The organism is Methylobacterium frigidaeris (assembly GCF_022179185.1).
GTDB lineage: Bacteria > Pseudomonadota > Alphaproteobacteria > Rhizobiales > Beijerinckiaceae > Methylobacterium > Methylobacterium frigidaeris.
Map to the genome: position 1 here is coordinate 24,141 of NZ_BPQJ01000029.1, position 15,755 is coordinate 39,895.

The 15,755-nt window shown below is 69.8% G+C and carries 14 protein-coding genes; 3 read left to right on the top strand and 11 right to left on the bottom strand.

The annotated features are described in order from the left end of the window. Window positions 1-17: 17 nt before the first annotated feature. Entirely contained in the window at window positions 18-1,625 is a 1,608-nt protein-coding gene (locus MFF64_RS24690; RefSeq protein ID WP_099907777.1) for a DHA2 family efflux MFS transporter permease subunit, read from the bottom strand. A gap of 10 nt (window positions 1,626-1,635) precedes the next feature. Next, on the bottom strand, window positions 1,636-2,895 hold the full coding sequence (locus tag MFF64_RS24695; RefSeq protein WP_238192692.1) for an HlyD family secretion protein: 1,260 nt from the start codon (window positions 2,893-2,895) through the stop codon (window positions 1,636-1,638). A gap of 271 nt (window positions 2,896-3,166) precedes the next feature. Between MFF64_RS24695 and MFF64_RS24700 the strand changes: the two genes are divergently transcribed. Continuing rightward, window positions 3,167-3,826, top strand: a complete 660-nt coding sequence (locus MFF64_RS24700; RefSeq protein ID WP_099900811.1) for an HdeD family acid-resistance protein — start codon at window positions 3,167-3,169, stop codon at window positions 3,824-3,826. A gap of 118 nt (window positions 3,827-3,944) precedes the next feature. Here MFF64_RS24700 and MFF64_RS24705 read toward each other — a convergent pair whose 3' ends face one another. The 9 genes from MFF64_RS24705 to MFF64_RS24745 form a co-directional block, all read right to left on the bottom strand. Further along, a complete protein-coding gene (locus MFF64_RS24705; protein WP_238192693.1) occupies window positions 3,945-5,186 on the bottom strand; it encodes an NAD(P)/FAD-dependent oxidoreductase in 1,242 nt (413 codons plus the stop codon). A 10-nt stretch (window positions 5,187-5,196) separates the two neighbouring features. Next, window positions 5,197-6,093, bottom strand: a complete 897-nt coding sequence (locus MFF64_RS24710) for a dihydrodipicolinate synthase family protein (protein WP_099899555.1) — start codon at window positions 6,091-6,093, stop codon at window positions 5,197-5,199. Between the two features lie 38 nt (window positions 6,094-6,131). Further along, window positions 6,132-7,124, bottom strand: coding sequence for a branched-chain amino acid ABC transporter permease (locus MFF64_RS24715; protein WP_099899557.1), 993 nt, complete (start codon window positions 7,122-7,124; stop codon window positions 6,132-6,134). 1 nt (window position 7,125) lies between these two features. Then, window positions 7,126-8,031: a branched-chain amino acid ABC transporter permease gene (locus MFF64_RS24720; RefSeq protein WP_099899559.1), complete on the bottom strand. Its 906-nt coding sequence runs from the start codon at window positions 8,029-8,031 to the stop codon at window positions 7,126-7,128. An 82-nt stretch (window positions 8,032-8,113) separates the two neighbouring features. Next, entirely contained in the window at window positions 8,114-9,334 is a 1,221-nt protein-coding gene (locus tag MFF64_RS24725) for an ABC transporter substrate-binding protein (RefSeq protein WP_099899572.1), read from the bottom strand. Window positions 9,335-9,385: 51 nt separating this feature from the next. Beyond that, entirely contained in the window at window positions 9,386-10,090 is a 705-nt protein-coding gene (locus MFF64_RS24730) for an ABC transporter ATP-binding protein (protein ID WP_099899561.1), read from the bottom strand. After that, window positions 10,083-10,835, bottom strand: a complete 753-nt coding sequence (locus MFF64_RS24735) for an ABC transporter ATP-binding protein (RefSeq protein WP_099899563.1) — start codon at window positions 10,833-10,835, stop codon at window positions 10,083-10,085. Before MFF64_RS24735 ends, MFF64_RS24730 begins: the two co-directional genes overlap by 8 nt. 324 nt (window positions 10,836-11,159) lie before the next feature. Continuing rightward, window positions 11,160-11,864 carry a GntR family transcriptional regulator gene (locus MFF64_RS24740; RefSeq protein ID WP_099899565.1) on the bottom strand — a complete coding sequence of 235 codons (705 nt, stop codon included), beginning with the start codon at window positions 11,862-11,864 and terminating at the stop codon, window positions 11,160-11,162. Window positions 11,865-11,926: 62 nt separating this feature from the next. Beyond that, window positions 11,927-12,478 carry a cupin domain-containing protein gene (locus MFF64_RS24745; protein WP_099899568.1) on the bottom strand — a complete coding sequence of 184 codons (552 nt, stop codon included), beginning with the start codon at window positions 12,476-12,478 and terminating at the stop codon, window positions 11,927-11,929. Between the two features lie 152 nt (window positions 12,479-12,630). On the opposite strand from MFF64_RS24745, the gene aptA reads away from it, so the two are divergent. Continuing rightward, entirely contained in the window at window positions 12,631-13,962 is a 1,332-nt protein-coding gene (aptA, locus tag MFF64_RS24750) for an omega-aminotransferase AptA (RefSeq protein WP_099899570.1), read from the top strand. A 237-nt stretch (window positions 13,963-14,199) separates the two neighbouring features. Next, the gene (locus tag MFF64_RS24755; protein WP_238192694.1) at window positions 14,200-15,696 is read left to right on the top strand and encodes a CoA-acylating methylmalonate-semialdehyde dehydrogenase; all 1,497 of its coding nucleotides are present in this window, start codon (window positions 14,200-14,202) and stop codon (window positions 15,694-15,696) included. The last annotated feature ends 59 nt before the right edge of the window (window positions 15,697-15,755 follow it).

The window sequence follows — 15,755 nt, forward strand, 5'->3', positions numbered from 1 at the left end:
CTGTCCTACCCGCGCCCTCAATGCCCGCCCACCGGCGCCTCGCCGCCGCGCTTCACGTTCTTGAGGATCATCGCCAGCGGCACCGCGCAGGCCGAGACCAGGGCGAGCGCCCAGAACACGTCGATATAGGCCAGGAAGGCGGACTGGGTCTGGACCTGCTGGCCGATCCAGGCGACGGCCTGGTTCTGGGCGTCGACCGTGCTGGCACCGCGGGTCGCGAAGAACTGAGTCGCGGCGCGCAGGGTCTCCTGGTAGGCCGGCTCCGAGGGCACGACGTGCTCGACGAGGCGGCTGGTGTGGAATTGCTGCCGGTAGGCCAGGATGTTCTGGGCCAGCGACACGCCCATCGAGCCGCCGACGTTGCGGGCGACGTTGATCAAGGCCGAGGCCTGGTCGGTCTGGTCCTTGGTGATCCCCTCGTAGGAGGCGGCGGTGATCGAGAGGAAGATCATCGGCAGGCCGATGCCGATATAGATCCGCGACCAGACGAAGAAGCCGAAGTTGAGATCGCCGTAGAGGTTGGTCAGATCAACCATCGCGAAGGCGATGATGGTGGCGCCCGTGGCGATCAGGTACTTGGGTTGGACGTATCCGGACACGCGGCCGATCACGAACATCATCAGGCAGGTGACGACGCCGCCGGGCGAGAGCGCCAGGCCGGCCCAGGTGGCGGTGTAGCCGAAATAATCCTGGAGGAGCTGCGGCAGGAACTGCGTCGTGGCGATCAGGATGGCGCCGGTGGCGAGCATCACCAGGAAGCACGAGCCGAACTGGCGCTGGCCGAGCAGGCGCAGGTCGATGACCGGGTTCTTGTGGTTCAGCTCCCACGGGATCATCGCCACGAAGGACAGGACCGTCAGACAGGCGAAGACCACGATCAGGTTCGAGCCGAACCAGTCCTTGCGCTGGCCCTCGTCGAGGACGACCTCGAGCGAGCCGAGGAAGGTCGCCACCAGGATGAAACCGACGATGTCGAAGCGCACGCCCTCGCGGCGCAGGCGCTTCCTCTCCTCGATCGCCGATTTCGGGTCCTGCACCAGCCACCAGATCAGGAACAGGGCGATCACGCCGACCGGCGCGTTGATGAGGAAGCACCAGTGCCAGGAATACTGGTCGGAGAGCCAGCCGCCGAGGGTCGGCCCGACGACCGGCGCCACCACGATGGCGACGCCGTAGAGGGCGAAGGCCTGGCCGCGCTTCTCCGGCGGGAAGGAATCGGCCAGGATCGACTGCGCCAGCGGCGCCATGCCGCCGCCGCCGAGCCCCTGCAGCACCCGGAAGAACAGCAGCGATTCGAGACTCCAGGCGAAGCCGCACAGCACCGAGGAGACGGTGAACAGCGCGATCGCCGCCATGAAGAAGGCTTTTCGCCCGTAGCGCTTGGCGAGGAAGCTCGAGGCGGTGAGCACGATCGCGTTGGCGACGAGGTAGCTCGTCACCACCCAGGCCGCCTCGTCGGGACCGACCGCCAGTCCCCCTGAGATGTAGCGCAGGGCCACGTTGGCGATGGTGGTGTCGAGCACCTCCATGAAGGTGGCGATCGCCACCACCATGGCGATGATCCAGGGGTTGTGGTCGCCGGCGGCGCTGTCGGCAGGGCTCTTCGCAGGGCTTGCGGCGCTCATCGGGCGATGCCTAGCGCACCCGCACCGTCGGCACGATCGACAGGCCGGGACCGATCGAGACGTCCTGCGGCCAGTTCTGGACCGTGATCTTCACCGGCACGCGCTGCACCACCTTGACGTAGTTGCCGGTGGCGTTCTCCGCCGGCAGCAGGCTGAAGGCGGTGCCGGAGCCCGGCTGCACCGAATCGACCTGGCCGGTGATCGTGTGGTCCGGATAGGCGTCGATCTCGACATCCACCGGCTGGCCGGGGCGCATGTCGGTGATCTGGGTCTCCTTGAAGTTCGCCGTGACCCAGATGTCGTCCGGCACGAACATGCTGAGCGCCTGGCCCGCCTGCGCGAACTGCCCGACCGCGCCGGTGAGACGCACCACCCGGCCCGGCTGGGCGGTCGTGACGGTAGTGTATTCGAGGTTCAGCCGCGCCTGCGCCTCCTGCGCGCGGGCCTGGGCGAGGCTCGCCTCGGCGCCGGCCTTCTGCGCCTGGAGCGAGCCGATCTGGCGCTGCGCCACCGTCACGGCGGCGTTGGCGCGATCGAAATTCGCCTGCTGCTGCTGCAGGTTCGAGGTCGATTGCTGCGATTGCTGCACGGAGCCGGCGCCGCGCTGGGCGAGATCCTGGTAGCGGGCGGCGTCCTGCTTGGCGAATTGCAGTGCCGCCTTGGCCTGCTCGACCTGAGCCCTGGCCTCCTGGATGCTGCCCTGCTGCGCCTGGATCTGGGCCTCGAAGCCCTGGATCTGAGCCTGGGCCGACTGGATCTGCGCCTGCGCCTGCTGCAGGGCGACCTCGTAGTCGCGCTTGTCGATCTGGAACAGCACTGCGCCGGTCTCGACGTGCTGGTTGTCGGTCACCGGCACGGCGGTGATGTAGCCCGACACCTTCGGCGAGACCGCGAACTGGCGCGCATCGACGAAGGCGTCGTCGGTGCTCTCGTAGGGATGGACGAAGGCGAGCCAGTACCAGTACCCCGCCGCACCCGCCAGCAGCAGCAGGACCGCGCCGAGGACGAACCAGAGCGGATGACGCCGGATCAGGCTCGGCTTCTTCCGCTTGCCCGACTCACCTTGGCCCTCGTCGCCCCGATCCTCCGACGCGTTGCCGTCGGCCTCCTTCCCCGCGGCCTCGTCCTGGGGCGTGTGCTCGCGCAGGGCGCGGGTATTCTCGCGGAGCGCGCGCGTGTTCGCGACCTGCGCCTCGCCGTCCCGCACCACGACGGGCGCCGGCGCGTCCCGCCCCACCGGGGCCTCCGCCCGCGACTGATCGTCCAGCATGTCGTGAATTCCACGCGACGGTCGGGGAGCCGACCGGGCAAGGCGCCCGCCTCGGCCTGGAAGACGCCGGGGCGAAGGCGCAGGTTCCGCAATGCGGCAAAAAACCCCCGGCCTTGCCGGGATGAAACGCGGCCCAACGCCGTCCGCAGGAATCCGAAATCGACGATCCAGGGAACGGCTACGCTCGGTGGACGTTGAGCCAGTAAAAGCGGGGCCTTTCACGACACCCCCATGCGTGTCGTCCATGCGCGTCGTCCTGGAGGATGCTGGGATGAGTACTGGTCCATCGATGCCGAATGCCACGCCGGGCGGCGCGTCTCCTTACGGCGCCGCGCCCGACCCGCTCGCGCGCCTCTCCGCGATGAGCGCGGTGCTCGCCCGCAACTGGTGGCTGATCGCGCTGCGCGGCGTGTTCGCGATCCTGTTCGGGATCATCGCGCTGATCGCGCCCGGCGCCACGCTGCTGACCCTGGTGATCTTCTTCTCGGCCTACATGCTGGTCGACGGCATCGCCGAGATCGTGGCGGCGGTGCGGGCGGCGGAGCGGCACGAGCGCTGGGGCTACCTGCTCGCGGCCGGCGTGCTCAACATCCTGGTCGGCGTGCTGGCCTTCCTGATGCCGGGCAGCACGCTTCTCGCCTTCATCTACCTCATCGCCGCCTGGGCTCTCGTGACCGGCGCCCTGATGATCGCCGCCGCCTTCCGGCTCCATCTCGACCACGGCCGCTGGTGGCTGGGGCTCGGCGGTGCGCTCTCCGTCCTCTTCGCGGTCGCGCTCATCGCCAGCCCGGTCCTGTCGCTCCTGGTCCTCACCTATTGGATGGGCGGCTACGCCATCGCCTTCGGGGTGTTCATGCTGATCCTGGCGTTTCGGCTGCGCAGCCGGCATGTCGGGATGGGCGCGCCGGGCGGGTCGATGCGGCCGGTGTGACGGCACGTGGTCTCATCGGGACCATTCGCGGCGGCACAACGTCCCTGGGCATGGCCGATTTGTCCCCGGACCGCCCTGCGCAGAGGTGAGGTTCAGGTGCGAGCCTTACGGGTGTGGCTCACCCGAACCGCCCCGCCCGCAACGCCTCCACCGCCACCGCGGGCTCTCGCCCCGCCAGCAGATCGGCCACGATCCGCCCCGTCCCGGCGCTCTGCGTCAGCCCGAGATGCCCGTGGCCGAAGGCGTAGATCACCCGGGGGCTCGCCCGCGACAGGCCGATCACCGGCAGGCTGTCGGGGAGCGAGGGCCTGAATCCCATCCATTGCCGGCCGCCCTCCGTCCGCAACCCCGGCAGGAAGGCGGCGGCCTTGCGCAGCATCGCGTCGGCGCGGGCGAAGTTGGGTGGGCGGTGGAGGCCGCCGAACTCGACGGCGCCGCCGACCCGCAGGCCCGTGGCGAGCGGCGTCACCACGAAGCCGTGGCCGCCGAAGGTGAGCTGGCGGCGCAAGTCGAAGGCGCCGGGCGGGAGCGTGGTGTTGTAGCCGCGCTCGGTGTCGAGGGGCACCCGGTCGCCGAGGCGGCGGGCCAGCTCCCGCGACCAGGCGCCGGCGGCGAGCACGCAGGCTTCCGTCCTGAGCGCCGTTCCGTCGGCCAGCGTCAGGCGCACGCCCTCGTCCGCAGGCGCGATATCCCTCACCTCAGCCCGCGTGAGCGCGGCGCCCTTCGCCGTCACGTCGGCGTGGAGCGCCAAGGCGAAGCGGTGGGGATCGTCCACCGTCATCCAGTTCGGCGTGAAGGTTCCAGCGACGAGCCGCGGCGACAGGCCGGGCTGGAGTTCGGCGAGGCGGGCGCCGCGGACATGCTCGAAGGCGATGCCCTCCCGCGCCCGCGCGGCCCAGCCGGGTTCAGAAGCGATCAGTTCCGCCTCGCTCTCGTAGAGTTCGAGGTTGCCGTCGTGGCGAAGCCGCCCGGTCAGGCCGGCGGCCTGCGTCATCGCCGCCATCGCCTGCGCGGCGAGCTGCATCAGGGCGGCCTGCACCACCGTCGCGTGCCGGTGGCGGTCGGGCAGGCTGGCGCGCCAGAAGCGCACGAGCCAGGGGGCGATCCGCGGCAGGTAGGCCGGCGGCAGCGCCAGCGGCCCGAGGGGATCGAGGACCCAGGCGGGCGCCTTGCGCAGGATGCCCGGCGAGGCGAGCGGCAGCACGTCGGTGAAGGCGAGCGCCCCGGCATTGCCGAAGCTCGCCCCCTCGGCGACGCCGCCGCGCTCGATCAGCCGCACCCGCCAGCCCTCGGCGAGCAGGTGGTGGGCGCAGGCGAGGCCGACGATGCCGGCCCCGACGATGGCGACCTCGCGGGGCAAGGCGGCTCCCTTACGCGGCGCGTTTCAGGGTCGGGCGGCGCTCCAGCGCCGTGCGCACGATCGCCTCGACCGCCGCCCGGCGCTCGCCCGAGAGGGGCTTGCGCGGCATGCGGACATGCTCGGTCGAGCCGATCGCCAGAGCTTCGGCGAGCTTGATGTTCTGGACCAGGAAGGTCGAGACGTCGAGATCGAGGAGCGGGCGGAACCAGCGGTAGATCTCGAGCGCCTCGGCGGTGCGCCCGGCCTTCATCAGCCGGTAGATCGCCACGGTCTCCTCCGGGAAGGCGACGACCAGGCCCGCGACCCAGCCGACCGCACCGACGCTGAGCGCCTCGAAGGCGAGGTTGTCGACGCCGGTCAGCACCGCGAAGCGGTCGCCGAAATGGTTGATGATCTCGGTGGTGCGGCGGATGTCGTCGGAGGATTCCTTGATGGCGACGAAGCGCGCGTCGCCGGCCAGCCGCTCCATGATGCGGGGCGTCACGTCGACTCGGTAGGCGACGCGGTTCGAGTAGATCATCACCGGCAGGTCGCCGGCCGCGGCGACGGCGCTCAGGGTCGCGACGGTCTCGTCCTCGTCGGTGTGGTAGATCGGGCTCGGCACCACCATCAGGCCGGCGGCGCCGGCCTTGGCGGCCCCGGCGGCGAGCGCGCAGGCCTCACGGGTGCCGGCCTCCGAGACGGTGAGCAGGACGGGCTTGGCGCCGGCGACCGACTGCGCGGTCTTCAGGACCGCGAGGCGCTCGTCGGGCGACAGCATCGGGCCCTCGCCGAGCGAGCCGCAGACGATGAGGCCGTCGCAGCCGGCCTGCATCTGGAGGGCGAAGCAGCGCTCCATCTCGGCGTGGTCGAGGGCGCCGTCGGCGGTGAACTTGGTGGTGACGGCGGGAAGGACGCCTGTCCACATGGGTCTGTCTCCTGAGGGTTTTCTTCGGGTTGGACGAGTCAGGCCGCCTCGGCGACCGGGGGGTGCTCCGGTTCGGGCAGGGGCCGCGCCGCCCGGGCGGCGCGGCGGTGGCGCCAGTGCAGCCACTCGCCGACGACGCCGCGGCGGAAGAACGAGACGCAGAGGATGAAGATCAGGCCGATCACCACCGTGACGAGGTCCCCGATCGTCGCGAGGTAGTTCTGCAACCCGACCACCAGGGCGGCGCCGACGAGCGGCCCGAACAGGGTGCCGACGCCGCCGAGCAGCGTCATCAGCACCACCTCGGTCGAGGTGTGCAGCGACACGTCGTTGAGCGAGACGAGGCCGAAGACCAGGGCCTTGAGGGCGCCGGCATAGCCGGCGAGCGCCGCCGAGAGCACGAAGGCGAGGAGCTGGAAGCGGGCGGCGTCGTAGCCGAGCGACACCGCCCTCGCCTCGTTGTCGCGCACCGCCTGGAGGATCTGGCCGAAGGGCGAGTGCACCACCCGGTCGATGAACAGGAAGCCCGCCGCGAACAGGGCCAGCGCGACGTAGTACATCGCGGTGTCGCTGGAGAGGTCGACGAGGCCGAGCAGCGTGCCGCGCGGGATGCCCTGGAGCCCGTCCTCGCCGCCGGTCCAGCGGAACTGCACCGCCAGGAAGTAGACGATCTGCGACAAGGCGAGCGTGATCATCGCGAAGTAGATGCCGCGCCGCCGGATCGCCAGGCCGCCGATGGCGAAGCCGACGAGCGCGGCCGCCGCCACGCCCGCCGCGAAGGCCGCCGGCACCCCGAGGGGATGGGCGCCGAACCGGATCATCAGCGCGCCGGTGACGTAGCCCGCGGTGCCGAGGAAGGCGGCATGGGCGAAGGAGACGAGGCCGGTGAAGCCGAGAAGCAAGTTGAACGCGCAGGCGAACAGCCCGTAGGCCATCACCTTCATGACGAAGATCGGGTAGATCAGCCCCGGCACCAGCGGCACCAGGACGAGCAGCGCGACGAGGGCGGCGAACAGGGTCTTGTTGCTCATCTCACGCCTCGCGCCCGAACAGCCCGGCCGGGCGCAGCAGCAGCGCCAGGGCCATGATCACGAACACCACCACGGTCGAGGCCTCCGGGTAGACGACCTTGGTCAGGCCCTCGATCAGCCCGAGACCGAGCCCCGTCAGCATGGCGCCCAGGATCGAGCCGAGGCCGCCGATCACCACCACGGCGAAGACGATGTTGAGCAGGCTCCCGCCCATCAGCGGGGTGATCTGCATGATGGGGGCGGCCAGCACCCCGGCGATGCCGGCGAGCGCCACCCCGAACCCGTAGGTCAGGGTGATCATCACCGGCACGTTGATGCCGAAGGCCTGGAGCAGGCGCGGATTCTCGGTGCCGGCCCGCAGGTAGGCGCCGAGCTTGGTGCGCTCGAACAGATACCAAGTGGACAGGCAGATCAGCAGCGAGGCGGCGACCACGAAGACCCGGTATTTCGGCAGCAGCATGAAGCCGACATCGACCGGGCCTTGCAGGACCTCCGGCGGCTCGTAGCCCTGGCCGGAGACGCCGAAGACATAGCGAAAGCCGCCCTCCATCACCAGGGCGACGCCGAAGGTGAGGAGCAGGCCGTAGAGGTGGTCGAGGTGGTAGAGCCGGCGCAGCAGCGTGCGCTCGATCGCCATCCCGAACACCGCGACCAGGGCCGGGGCCAGGACCAGGGCGAGCCAGAAATTCACCTGGAGGTCCGGCTGTCCGAGCCAGGGCCCCACCTGGGTCAGCCCGATCCAGGCCAGGAACGCCGCCATCATGAACTGCGCCCCGTGGGTGAAGTTGATGATGTTGAGCAGCCTGAAGATGATCGCCAGCCCCATGCTCAGCATGGCGTAGAAGCAGCCGCCGATCAGCCCGATGGTGAGCTGGGCCATGAAGGCCTGGAGGGTGATGTCCGACATGGGGGCACCGAGGAAGGACTGACGGGACGGTTCAGGGTTCTCCCCTCCCCCCCCTCTGCGGGGGAGGGCTCGGGGCGTTGCGTCACCCCTTCGCGTTGAGCGGGCAGGCGTCGCTCGGCTTCGGGTAGACGTCGTCGCCCTTGAGCACCGCCTTGACGTGGTAGAAATCCCAGTCGCGCTTCGACTCCGCCGGCTTCTTCACCTGGAGCAGCAGCAGGTCGTGCACCAGCGCCCCGTCGGCGCGAAGCTTTCCGTTGCGGATCACCGCGTCGTCGATGGTCATCGCGCGCAGCTGCTTCATAACCGCACCGGCCTCGTCGGTGCCCGCCGCCTCGATCGCCTTCAGGTAGCTCAGCACCGCCGAGTAGACGGCAGCCTGCGAGGCGCTCGGCATCCGCTTCATCTTGGAAAAATATTTTTCGGCGAAGGCGCGCGAGCGGTCGTCGTAATCCCAGTAGAACGCCTCGGTCAGGTACATGTCCTGAGCCTTGGCGAGGCCGAGGCTCTTCACGTCGGTGATGTAGGTGAGGAGCGGCGCGATCACCTGCTTGTCGGTGCGGCCGATGCCGTATTCGGCGGCCTGCTTGACGGCGTTGATGGTGTCGCTGCCGGCATTCGCCAGCGCGATCACCTGGGCACCGGTGCTCTGCGCCTTCAGCATGTAGGACGAGAAGTCGCCGCCCGGGAACGGATGGCGCGAGACGCCCAGCACCTTGCCGCCCTCGGCCTCGACCACCGCGGCGGCGTCCTTCTCCAGCGAGTGGCCGAAGGTGTAGTCGGCGGTGACGAAGTACCAGCTCTTACGCCCGGCCTTCAGCAGCGCCTTGGCGGTGCCGGCGGCGAGCGCGTAGGTGTTGACCATCCATTGCGCGCTCAAGGGCGAGCACTTGTCGGTGATCGCCGCCATGGCGACGCCCGCCGAGAGCATCGTCACCCGGTTCTTCTGCTTGGCGATCTCCATGACGGCCAGAGCCGTCGAGGAGGTCGGGAAGTCGGCGATCATGTCGACCTTGCCCTGGTCGAACCACTCGCGGGCGAGGTTCGCGGCGATGTCGGGCTTGTTCTGGTGGTCGGCGGCGACGAGCTCGACGGGTGCGCCCAGCACCTTGGCCCCCATCTCGTCGATGGCGATCTGCGCCGCCACCGCCGAGCCGCGGCCGGTGAAGTCGGAATAGATCCCCGACAGGTCGTTGAGGATGCCGACCTTCACCACCCCGTCGCTGATCGTGTCGGCGGCGAGAGCCCCCGATGTCAGACCCGCGAGCGTGAGCCCGAGGGCGCACCCGATGACACGCGACCGCATGATTCCCGCCTCCGTGATGATCGCTCGATAGACGCGCAACGCTGTGTCGGGTCAGACCCCGAGCAGCCGGCCGACCTCCTCCTCCCGCGCCGCGACCTCGTGCGCCGCGATCTCCGCGGCGATGCGGCCGTGCTCGACCACGTAGTGGCGGTCGGCGAGGTGACGGGCGAAGTGGAAGTTCTGCTCGACCAGGACGATGGTGAAGCCGCGGCCCTTCAGGAGCGCCACGGCACGGCCCAAAGCCTCGACGATGACCGGCGCCAGCCCCTCGGTGATCTCGTCGAGGAGGAGGATGCGGGCGCCGGTGGTGAGGATGCGCCCGAGGGCCAGCATCTGCTGCTCTCCGCCCGACAATCGGCCGCCATAGCTGTCCGCGCGCTCGGCGAGGTTCGGGAACAGCGCCAGCACCTCGTCGAGCGGCAGGCCGCCCTCGCCGAGGCGCGGCAGCAGGGTCAGGTTCTCGCGGGTGGTGAGCGTGCGGTAGACGCCGCGCTCCTCCGGGCAGTAGCCGAGGCCGAGGCGGGCGATGCGGTGGGGCGGCAGCCGGATCGCCTCCTGCCCGCGCACCCGCACCGAGCCGGCGCGCCGGTCGGTCAGCCCGAGGATCGCCCGCAGGGTCGTGGTGCGCCCGGCGCCGTTACGGCCGATCAGCGTCACGCACTCGCCCTCGCGCACCGTGAGGTCGATGCCGTGGAGCACGTGGCTCTCGCCGTACCAGGCCTGGAGGCCGCGCGTCTCGAGGACGGTCTCAGGCATGCCCGCCCCCGAGATAGGCGGCGCGCACCGCCGGATCAGTCGAGACGGCGGCGTAGGGACCCTCGGCCAGGATCTCGCCGCGCTGGAGCACCGTGATCGTGTCGCAGAGGTCGGCCACCACCGACATGTTGTGCTCCACCATCAGGATGGTGCGCCCCCGGGCAATGCGCCGGATCAGCCGCTTGATGCGGTCGACATCCTCGATCGCCATCCCCTGCGTCGGCTCGTCGAGGAGGAGAAAGGGCGGGTCGAGGGCGAGCGTGGTGGCGATCTCCAGCGTGCGCTTGCGGCCATAGGAGAGATCGGCGGCGCGGGCGTCGGCGGCCTCCGCCAGGCCGACCTCGGCCAGCAGCCGCATCGCCTCCTCGTCGAGCACCGTGAGCGTGCGGCCGGAGCGCCAGAACTGGAACTGCGTGCCGAGCCGCCGCTGCAGCGCGACCCGGACGTTGTCGCGCACCGAGAGGTTCGGGAAGATCGCCGAGATCTGGAACGAGCGCACCAGCCCGCGCCGGGCGATGGCTGCCGAGGCCTCCCGCGTGATGTCCGCACCTTCGTATAGGATCTGACCCTCGGTCGGCACGTGGACCTTGGTGAGCAGGTTGAACACCGTGGTCTTGCCGGCGCCGTTCGGGCCGATCAGCGCGTGGATCGCGTGGCGCCGGACCTTCAGGTCGAGCCCCCGCACCGCCCGGAAGCCGCCGAACGCCTTGGTGAGCCCCCTGGTCTCGAGTGCGGTGTCGGGCACGGCGCGGTCCTTCGCATCACCTGATTCGTAGATTGTATAAAATATTCGGCAACGTCAAGCGACCTTGCGGCGGTCTGTTCGACCGGATGCGGATTTCGTACGGCTTCCGCTTGACTGATCGGCATTCAGGATGGAGCGCGGCTCCCCTCTCGCGTGTGGGAGAGGGGATCCCGCGGTCTATCTTTTCGAGATCGATCGAGCGGACGTCGTATTACACGCCCCGCGTCATCCCGGGGCCGCGCAGCTGAACCCGGGATGACGGAGAGGGTTGGACAATCGTCGATTTATTCGAAGCTGCCGACCGGGATCATCCGCGGATAATCTTTACTCCGCCGCCGCCGACTTGCGGTAGATCTCCACCAGCGAGTGCCCGGCATGCTCGACATGGATCCGCAACAGGTTCGCTGCCGCCACAACCTCCCCCGCCTCGCACAAATCGAGGATCGTGGTGTGCTCCATGTCGGCGCGGGCGACGTCGCCGGAGACGGAGAGCTGGAGGCGGGTCGGGCGGTCGCAATCCTGGAGCAGGCCGGCGACGATCGCGAGCGAGCGCGGCCGGCCGGCATGGCGCAGCAGGCCGAGGTGGAAGCGCCGGTTCAGCTCGCCCCAATGCTCGACTTGGCCGGCCTTCAGCGCCGCGCTGTACTCGTCGCGCAAGGCGCGCAGCTCGGAAAAATCGTCCGGCGTCAGGTGGCGGGCCGAGAGGATCAGCAATTGCGGCTCGAGGGAGACGCGGAGCTGGAAGACGTCCTCGATCTCCTCGACCGAGAGCCCGGAGACCACGGCACCACGATGCGGCACGATCTTGACGAGGCCGCCAGCCTCGAGCTGGAGCAGAGCCTCCCGGATCGGGATCCGGCTGATGCCGAACTCCTCCGCCAGGGCGTCCTGGCGCAGCTGGAAGCCCGGCGCCAGGGCGCCCGAGAGGATGCGCTGGCGCAGGGCCTCGGCAACCGCCGCCGAGACGGTCCGGTGGCCGAGGCTTCCGGGGACGGATCGGGCTCCGCGGGCGCGCGCCGTCACGGCCATGCTCTCAACTCCACCGGCTCACTCGAACGCATATTGTATACGATCTTGGATTGGCAAGGGCATCAGAAGGTCGGCGGCGTGCAGGCGCTCACCACCTCGCACGGAATCGGGCCGATGCAGCGGAAGCGGTGCGGCCGGCGGCTGGAGAAGTAGTAGGCGTCGCCCGGCCCGAGCACCCGGCGCTCGTCGTCCACCGTCACTTCGAGCCTGCCCGAGAGCACGATGCCGCCCTCCTCGCCGTCATGGACCAGCGGCACGCGGCCGGTGTCGGACCCGGGCTCGTAGCGCTCCTTGAGCAGTTGCAGGGCGCGGCCGAACAAGGTGTCGCCGACCTGCCGGTAGGAGATCCGGCCCTTGCCGATCTCGACCAGCTCCTCGCTGGCGTAGAACGCCTTCTCGGACCGCTCCGGCGTCAGGGAGAAGAACTCGGCGAGCCCGATCGGCACCGCGTCGAGGATGCGCTTGAGGGCGCCGACCGACGGGTTGGTCTGGCCCGATTCGATGAGCGAGATCGTGGAGTTCACCACCCCGGCGCGCTTGGCCAGCGCCCGCTGCGACAGGCCGTGCAGGATGCGCACGTGGCGCAGGCGCGCGCCCACCTCGTCGTTGGTCACGCCGGCTCCCCTGTTGAGGCTGTTGCGGATCAGGCAACAGCTTATCCTGGCCGCAAGGCTTTTCAAAGGGTTGCAGGTGAGCAGAAAAGGACTTGTTGCCCTTGCCGGAACGGTCTTGTCTGGCGGCCGCCGCGCCCCAGAAGGACTCCACGATGAACGCCCATCCGCCGCGCCTCAACCGCCCGAGCCTCGACGCCTACTGGATGCCGTTCACGGCCAACCGCCAGTTCAAGGCCGCGCCGCGCCTGCTCGTCGCGGCCGAGGGCATGCACTACACGGCGGATGACGGCCGCACGGTGCTCGACGGCACCGCCGGCCTGTGGTGCGTCAATGCCGGCCACGGCCGCCGCCGCATCGCGGAGGCCGTCGAGCGCCAGCTCGCCACCCTCGATTACGCGCCCTCGTTCCAGATGGGCCACCCGATCGCCTTCGAGTTCGCCGAGCGCCTGGCGGCGATCGCCCCGGGCGGCGCCCTCGACCGGGTGTTCTTCACCGGATCCGGCTCGGAATCGGTCGATACCGCGCTCAAGATCGCGCTCGCCTACCAGCGCGCCATCGGCCAGGGCACCCGGACCCGGGTGATCGGGCGCGAGCGCGGCTATCACGGCGTCGGCTTCGGCGGCATCTCGGTCGGCGGGCTGGTCAACAACCGCCGGATGTTCCCGCTGCTGCCGGGCGTCGATCACCTGCGCCACACCCACGATCTTTCCCGCAACGCCTTCGTGCAGGGCCAGCCCGAGCACGGTGCCGATCTCGCCGACGACCTCGAGCGGCTGGTGGCGCTCCACGGCGCCGAGACGATCGCGGCGGTGATCGTCGAGCCGGTGGCCGGCTCGACCGGCGTGCTGGTGCCGCCGAAGGGCTATCTCGAGCGCCTGCGCGAGATCGCGACCCGCCACGGCATCCTCTTGATCTTCGACGAGGTCATCACCGGCTTCGGCCGCCTCGGCGCGCCCTTCGCCACCGACTATTTCGGCGTGACGCCCGACCTCGTCACCACCGCGAAGGGGCTTACCAACGGCACGATCCCGATGGGCGCGGTCTTCGCGTCGCGTGCCGTGCACGACGCGCTGATGCATGGGCCGGAGGGCGCGATCGAGCTGTTCCACGGCTACACCTATTCGGGCCACCCGGTCGCCTGCGCCGCCGGCCTCGCCACCCTGGAGATCTACGCCGAGGAGGACCTGCTCACCCGCACGACCCAGGTCCAGGCGCAGTGGCACGAGGTCATGCACGGACTTCGCGACTGCCCGCACGTGATCGACATCCGCACCATCGGCCTCATCGCCGGCATCGAGCTGGAGCCCCGGGCCGGGGCGCCGGGGGCGCGGGCCTACGACGTCTTCACCGACTGCTTCGAGAAGGGCCTCCTGATCCGCGTCACCGGCGACATCATCGCCCTCTCGCCGCCGCTGATCGCGCAAGCCGAGCACATCGACACGATGGCCTCGATGCTGCGCGAGGCGCTGCGCCGGGCGGCGTGACGATCACCTGGACCCGATCGACGGTCCTTCCACCCTCCTGGTCGTTCCGGGGCCGCGCAGCGGAACCCGGAATCCAGATCCGCTGATGGTTCAGGACGAAGCGGAGTGCATTTCGCTCAATCCTGACGATCCTGCGGCGCTGGATGCCGGGCTCTCGCCTGCGGCGAGCCCCGGAATGACGATGGAACGTGGGGCAAAAAACTCGGCTCCACCGAAAACTGGAAAATCAAAGTCACCATGCACACCATCGGACACTTCGTCGGCGGCAGCCAGGTTGCGGGCCGCTCGGGCCGCACCACGCCGGTCTTCAACCCGGCCACCGGCGAGCAATCGGCAGAGGTCGCGCTGGCGAGCGCCGAGGAGGTCGGCGCCGCGGTGGCTGCCGCCCGCGCCGCCTTCCCGGCCTGGGCCGCCACGCCGCCCTTGCGCCGCGCCCGCATCCTCAACAAGTTCCTGCGCCTCCTGGAGGAGCGGATCGACGAGCTCGCCGCGGTGATCACCGCCGAGCACGGCAAGGTCCTGTCCGACGCCAAGGGCGAGATCCAGCGCGGCATGGAGGTGGTCGAGTTCGCCACCGGCGCGCCGCAGCTCCTCAAGGGCGAGATCACCGAGAATGTCGGCACCCGCGTCGACAGCCACTCCCTGCGCCAGCCGCTCGGCGTCGTGGCCGGCATCACGCCGTTCAACTTCCCCGCCATGGTACCGATGTGGATGTTCCCCGTCGCGCTCGCCTGCGGCAACTGCTTCGTGCTCAAGCCCTCCGAGCGCGACCCCTCCGCCGCCCTCGTCATGGCCGAGTGGCTGAAGGAAGCCGGGCTGCCCGACGGCGTGTTCACGGTGGTGCAGGGCGACAAGGAGGCGGTGGACGCCCTCCTCCACCACCCCGACATCTCGGCCGTGTCCTTCGTCGGCTCGACGCCGATCGCGAAATACATCTACGAGACCGCGGCGCGGACGGGGAAGCGGGCGCAATGCCTCGGCGGGGCCAAGAACCACATGGTGGTGATGCCCGATGCCGACATGGATCAGGCGGTCGACGCCCTGATGGGCGCGGCCTACGGCTCGGCCGGCGAGCGCTGCATGGCGATCTCGGTGGCGGTGCCGATCGGCGAGGAGACCGCCGACCGGCTGATCGAGAAGCTGGTGCCGAAGGTGCGTGCCCTCAAGGTCGGCCCCGGCACCGACCCGGAGGCCGAGATGGGCCCCCTCGTCACCGCGCAACACCGTGACAAGGTGAAAGGCTACATCGACCGCGGCGTCGCCGAGGGCGCCGAACTGGTGGTCGACGGGCGCGGGCTGACGCTCCAGGGCTACGAGAACGGCTACTTCGTCGGCGGCACCTTGTTCGACCGGGTGACGCCCGAGATGACGATCTACAAGGAGGAGATCTTCGGGCCGGTGCTCGCGGTGGCGCGCGCAGCCGATTACGAGACGGCCGCGCGGATGATCAACGAGCACGAATTCGGCAACGGCACGGCGATCTTCACCCGGGACGGCGACGCGGCGCGGGAATTCGCGCACCAGATCCAGGTCGGGATGGTCGGCATCAACGTGCCGATCCCGGTGCCGATGGCGTTCCACTCCTTCGGCGGCTGGAAGGCATCGCTGTTCGGCGACCACCACATGCACGGGCCGGAGGGCGTGCGCTTCTACACCCGGCTGAAGACCATCACGACCCGCTGGCCCACCGGCATCCGTGCCGGCGCCGAGTTCGTGATGCCGACCATGCGCTGACGAACGCGCGGCGGCGGACGGGTGGGAATCGCTGGATCCCGCCCAGACGCCCGGTGCTG

Excerpts from the sequence above, each read along its gene's own strand:
- MFF64_RS24690 (WP_099907777.1), bottom strand. The coding sequence starts at position 1,625 with ATGAGCGCCGCAAGCCCTGCGAAGAGCCCTGCCGACAGCGCCGCCGGC.
- MFF64_RS24695 (WP_238192692.1), bottom strand. The coding sequence starts at position 2,895 with ATGCTGGACGATCAGTCGCGGGCGGAGGCCCCGGTGGGGCGGGACGCG.
- MFF64_RS24700 (WP_099900811.1), top strand. The coding sequence starts at position 3,167 with ATGAGTACTGGTCCATCGATGCCGAATGCCACGCCGGGCGGCGCGTCT.
- MFF64_RS24710 (WP_099899555.1), bottom strand. The coding sequence starts at position 6,093 with ATGTGGACAGGCGTCCTTCCCGCCGTCACCACCAAGTTCACCGCCGAC.
- MFF64_RS24715 (WP_099899557.1), bottom strand. The coding sequence starts at position 7,124 with ATGAGCAACAAGACCCTGTTCGCCGCCCTCGTCGCGCTGCTCGTCCTG.
- MFF64_RS24720 (WP_099899559.1), bottom strand. The coding sequence starts at position 8,031 with ATGTCGGACATCACCCTCCAGGCCTTCATGGCCCAGCTCACCATCGGG.
- MFF64_RS24725 (WP_099899572.1), bottom strand. The coding sequence starts at position 9,334 with ATGCGGTCGCGTGTCATCGGGTGCGCCCTCGGGCTCACGCTCGCGGGT.
- MFF64_RS24730 (WP_099899561.1), bottom strand. The coding sequence starts at position 10,090 with ATGCCTGAGACCGTCCTCGAGACGCGCGGCCTCCAGGCCTGGTACGGC.
- MFF64_RS24740 (WP_099899565.1), bottom strand. The coding sequence starts at position 11,864 with ATGGCCGTGACGGCGCGCGCCCGCGGAGCCCGATCCGTCCCCGGAAGC.
- aptA (WP_099899570.1), top strand. The coding sequence starts at position 12,631 with ATGAACGCCCATCCGCCGCGCCTCAACCGCCCGAGCCTCGACGCCTAC.
- MFF64_RS24755 (WP_238192694.1), top strand. The coding sequence starts at position 14,200 with ATGCACACCATCGGACACTTCGTCGGCGGCAGCCAGGTTGCGGGCCGC.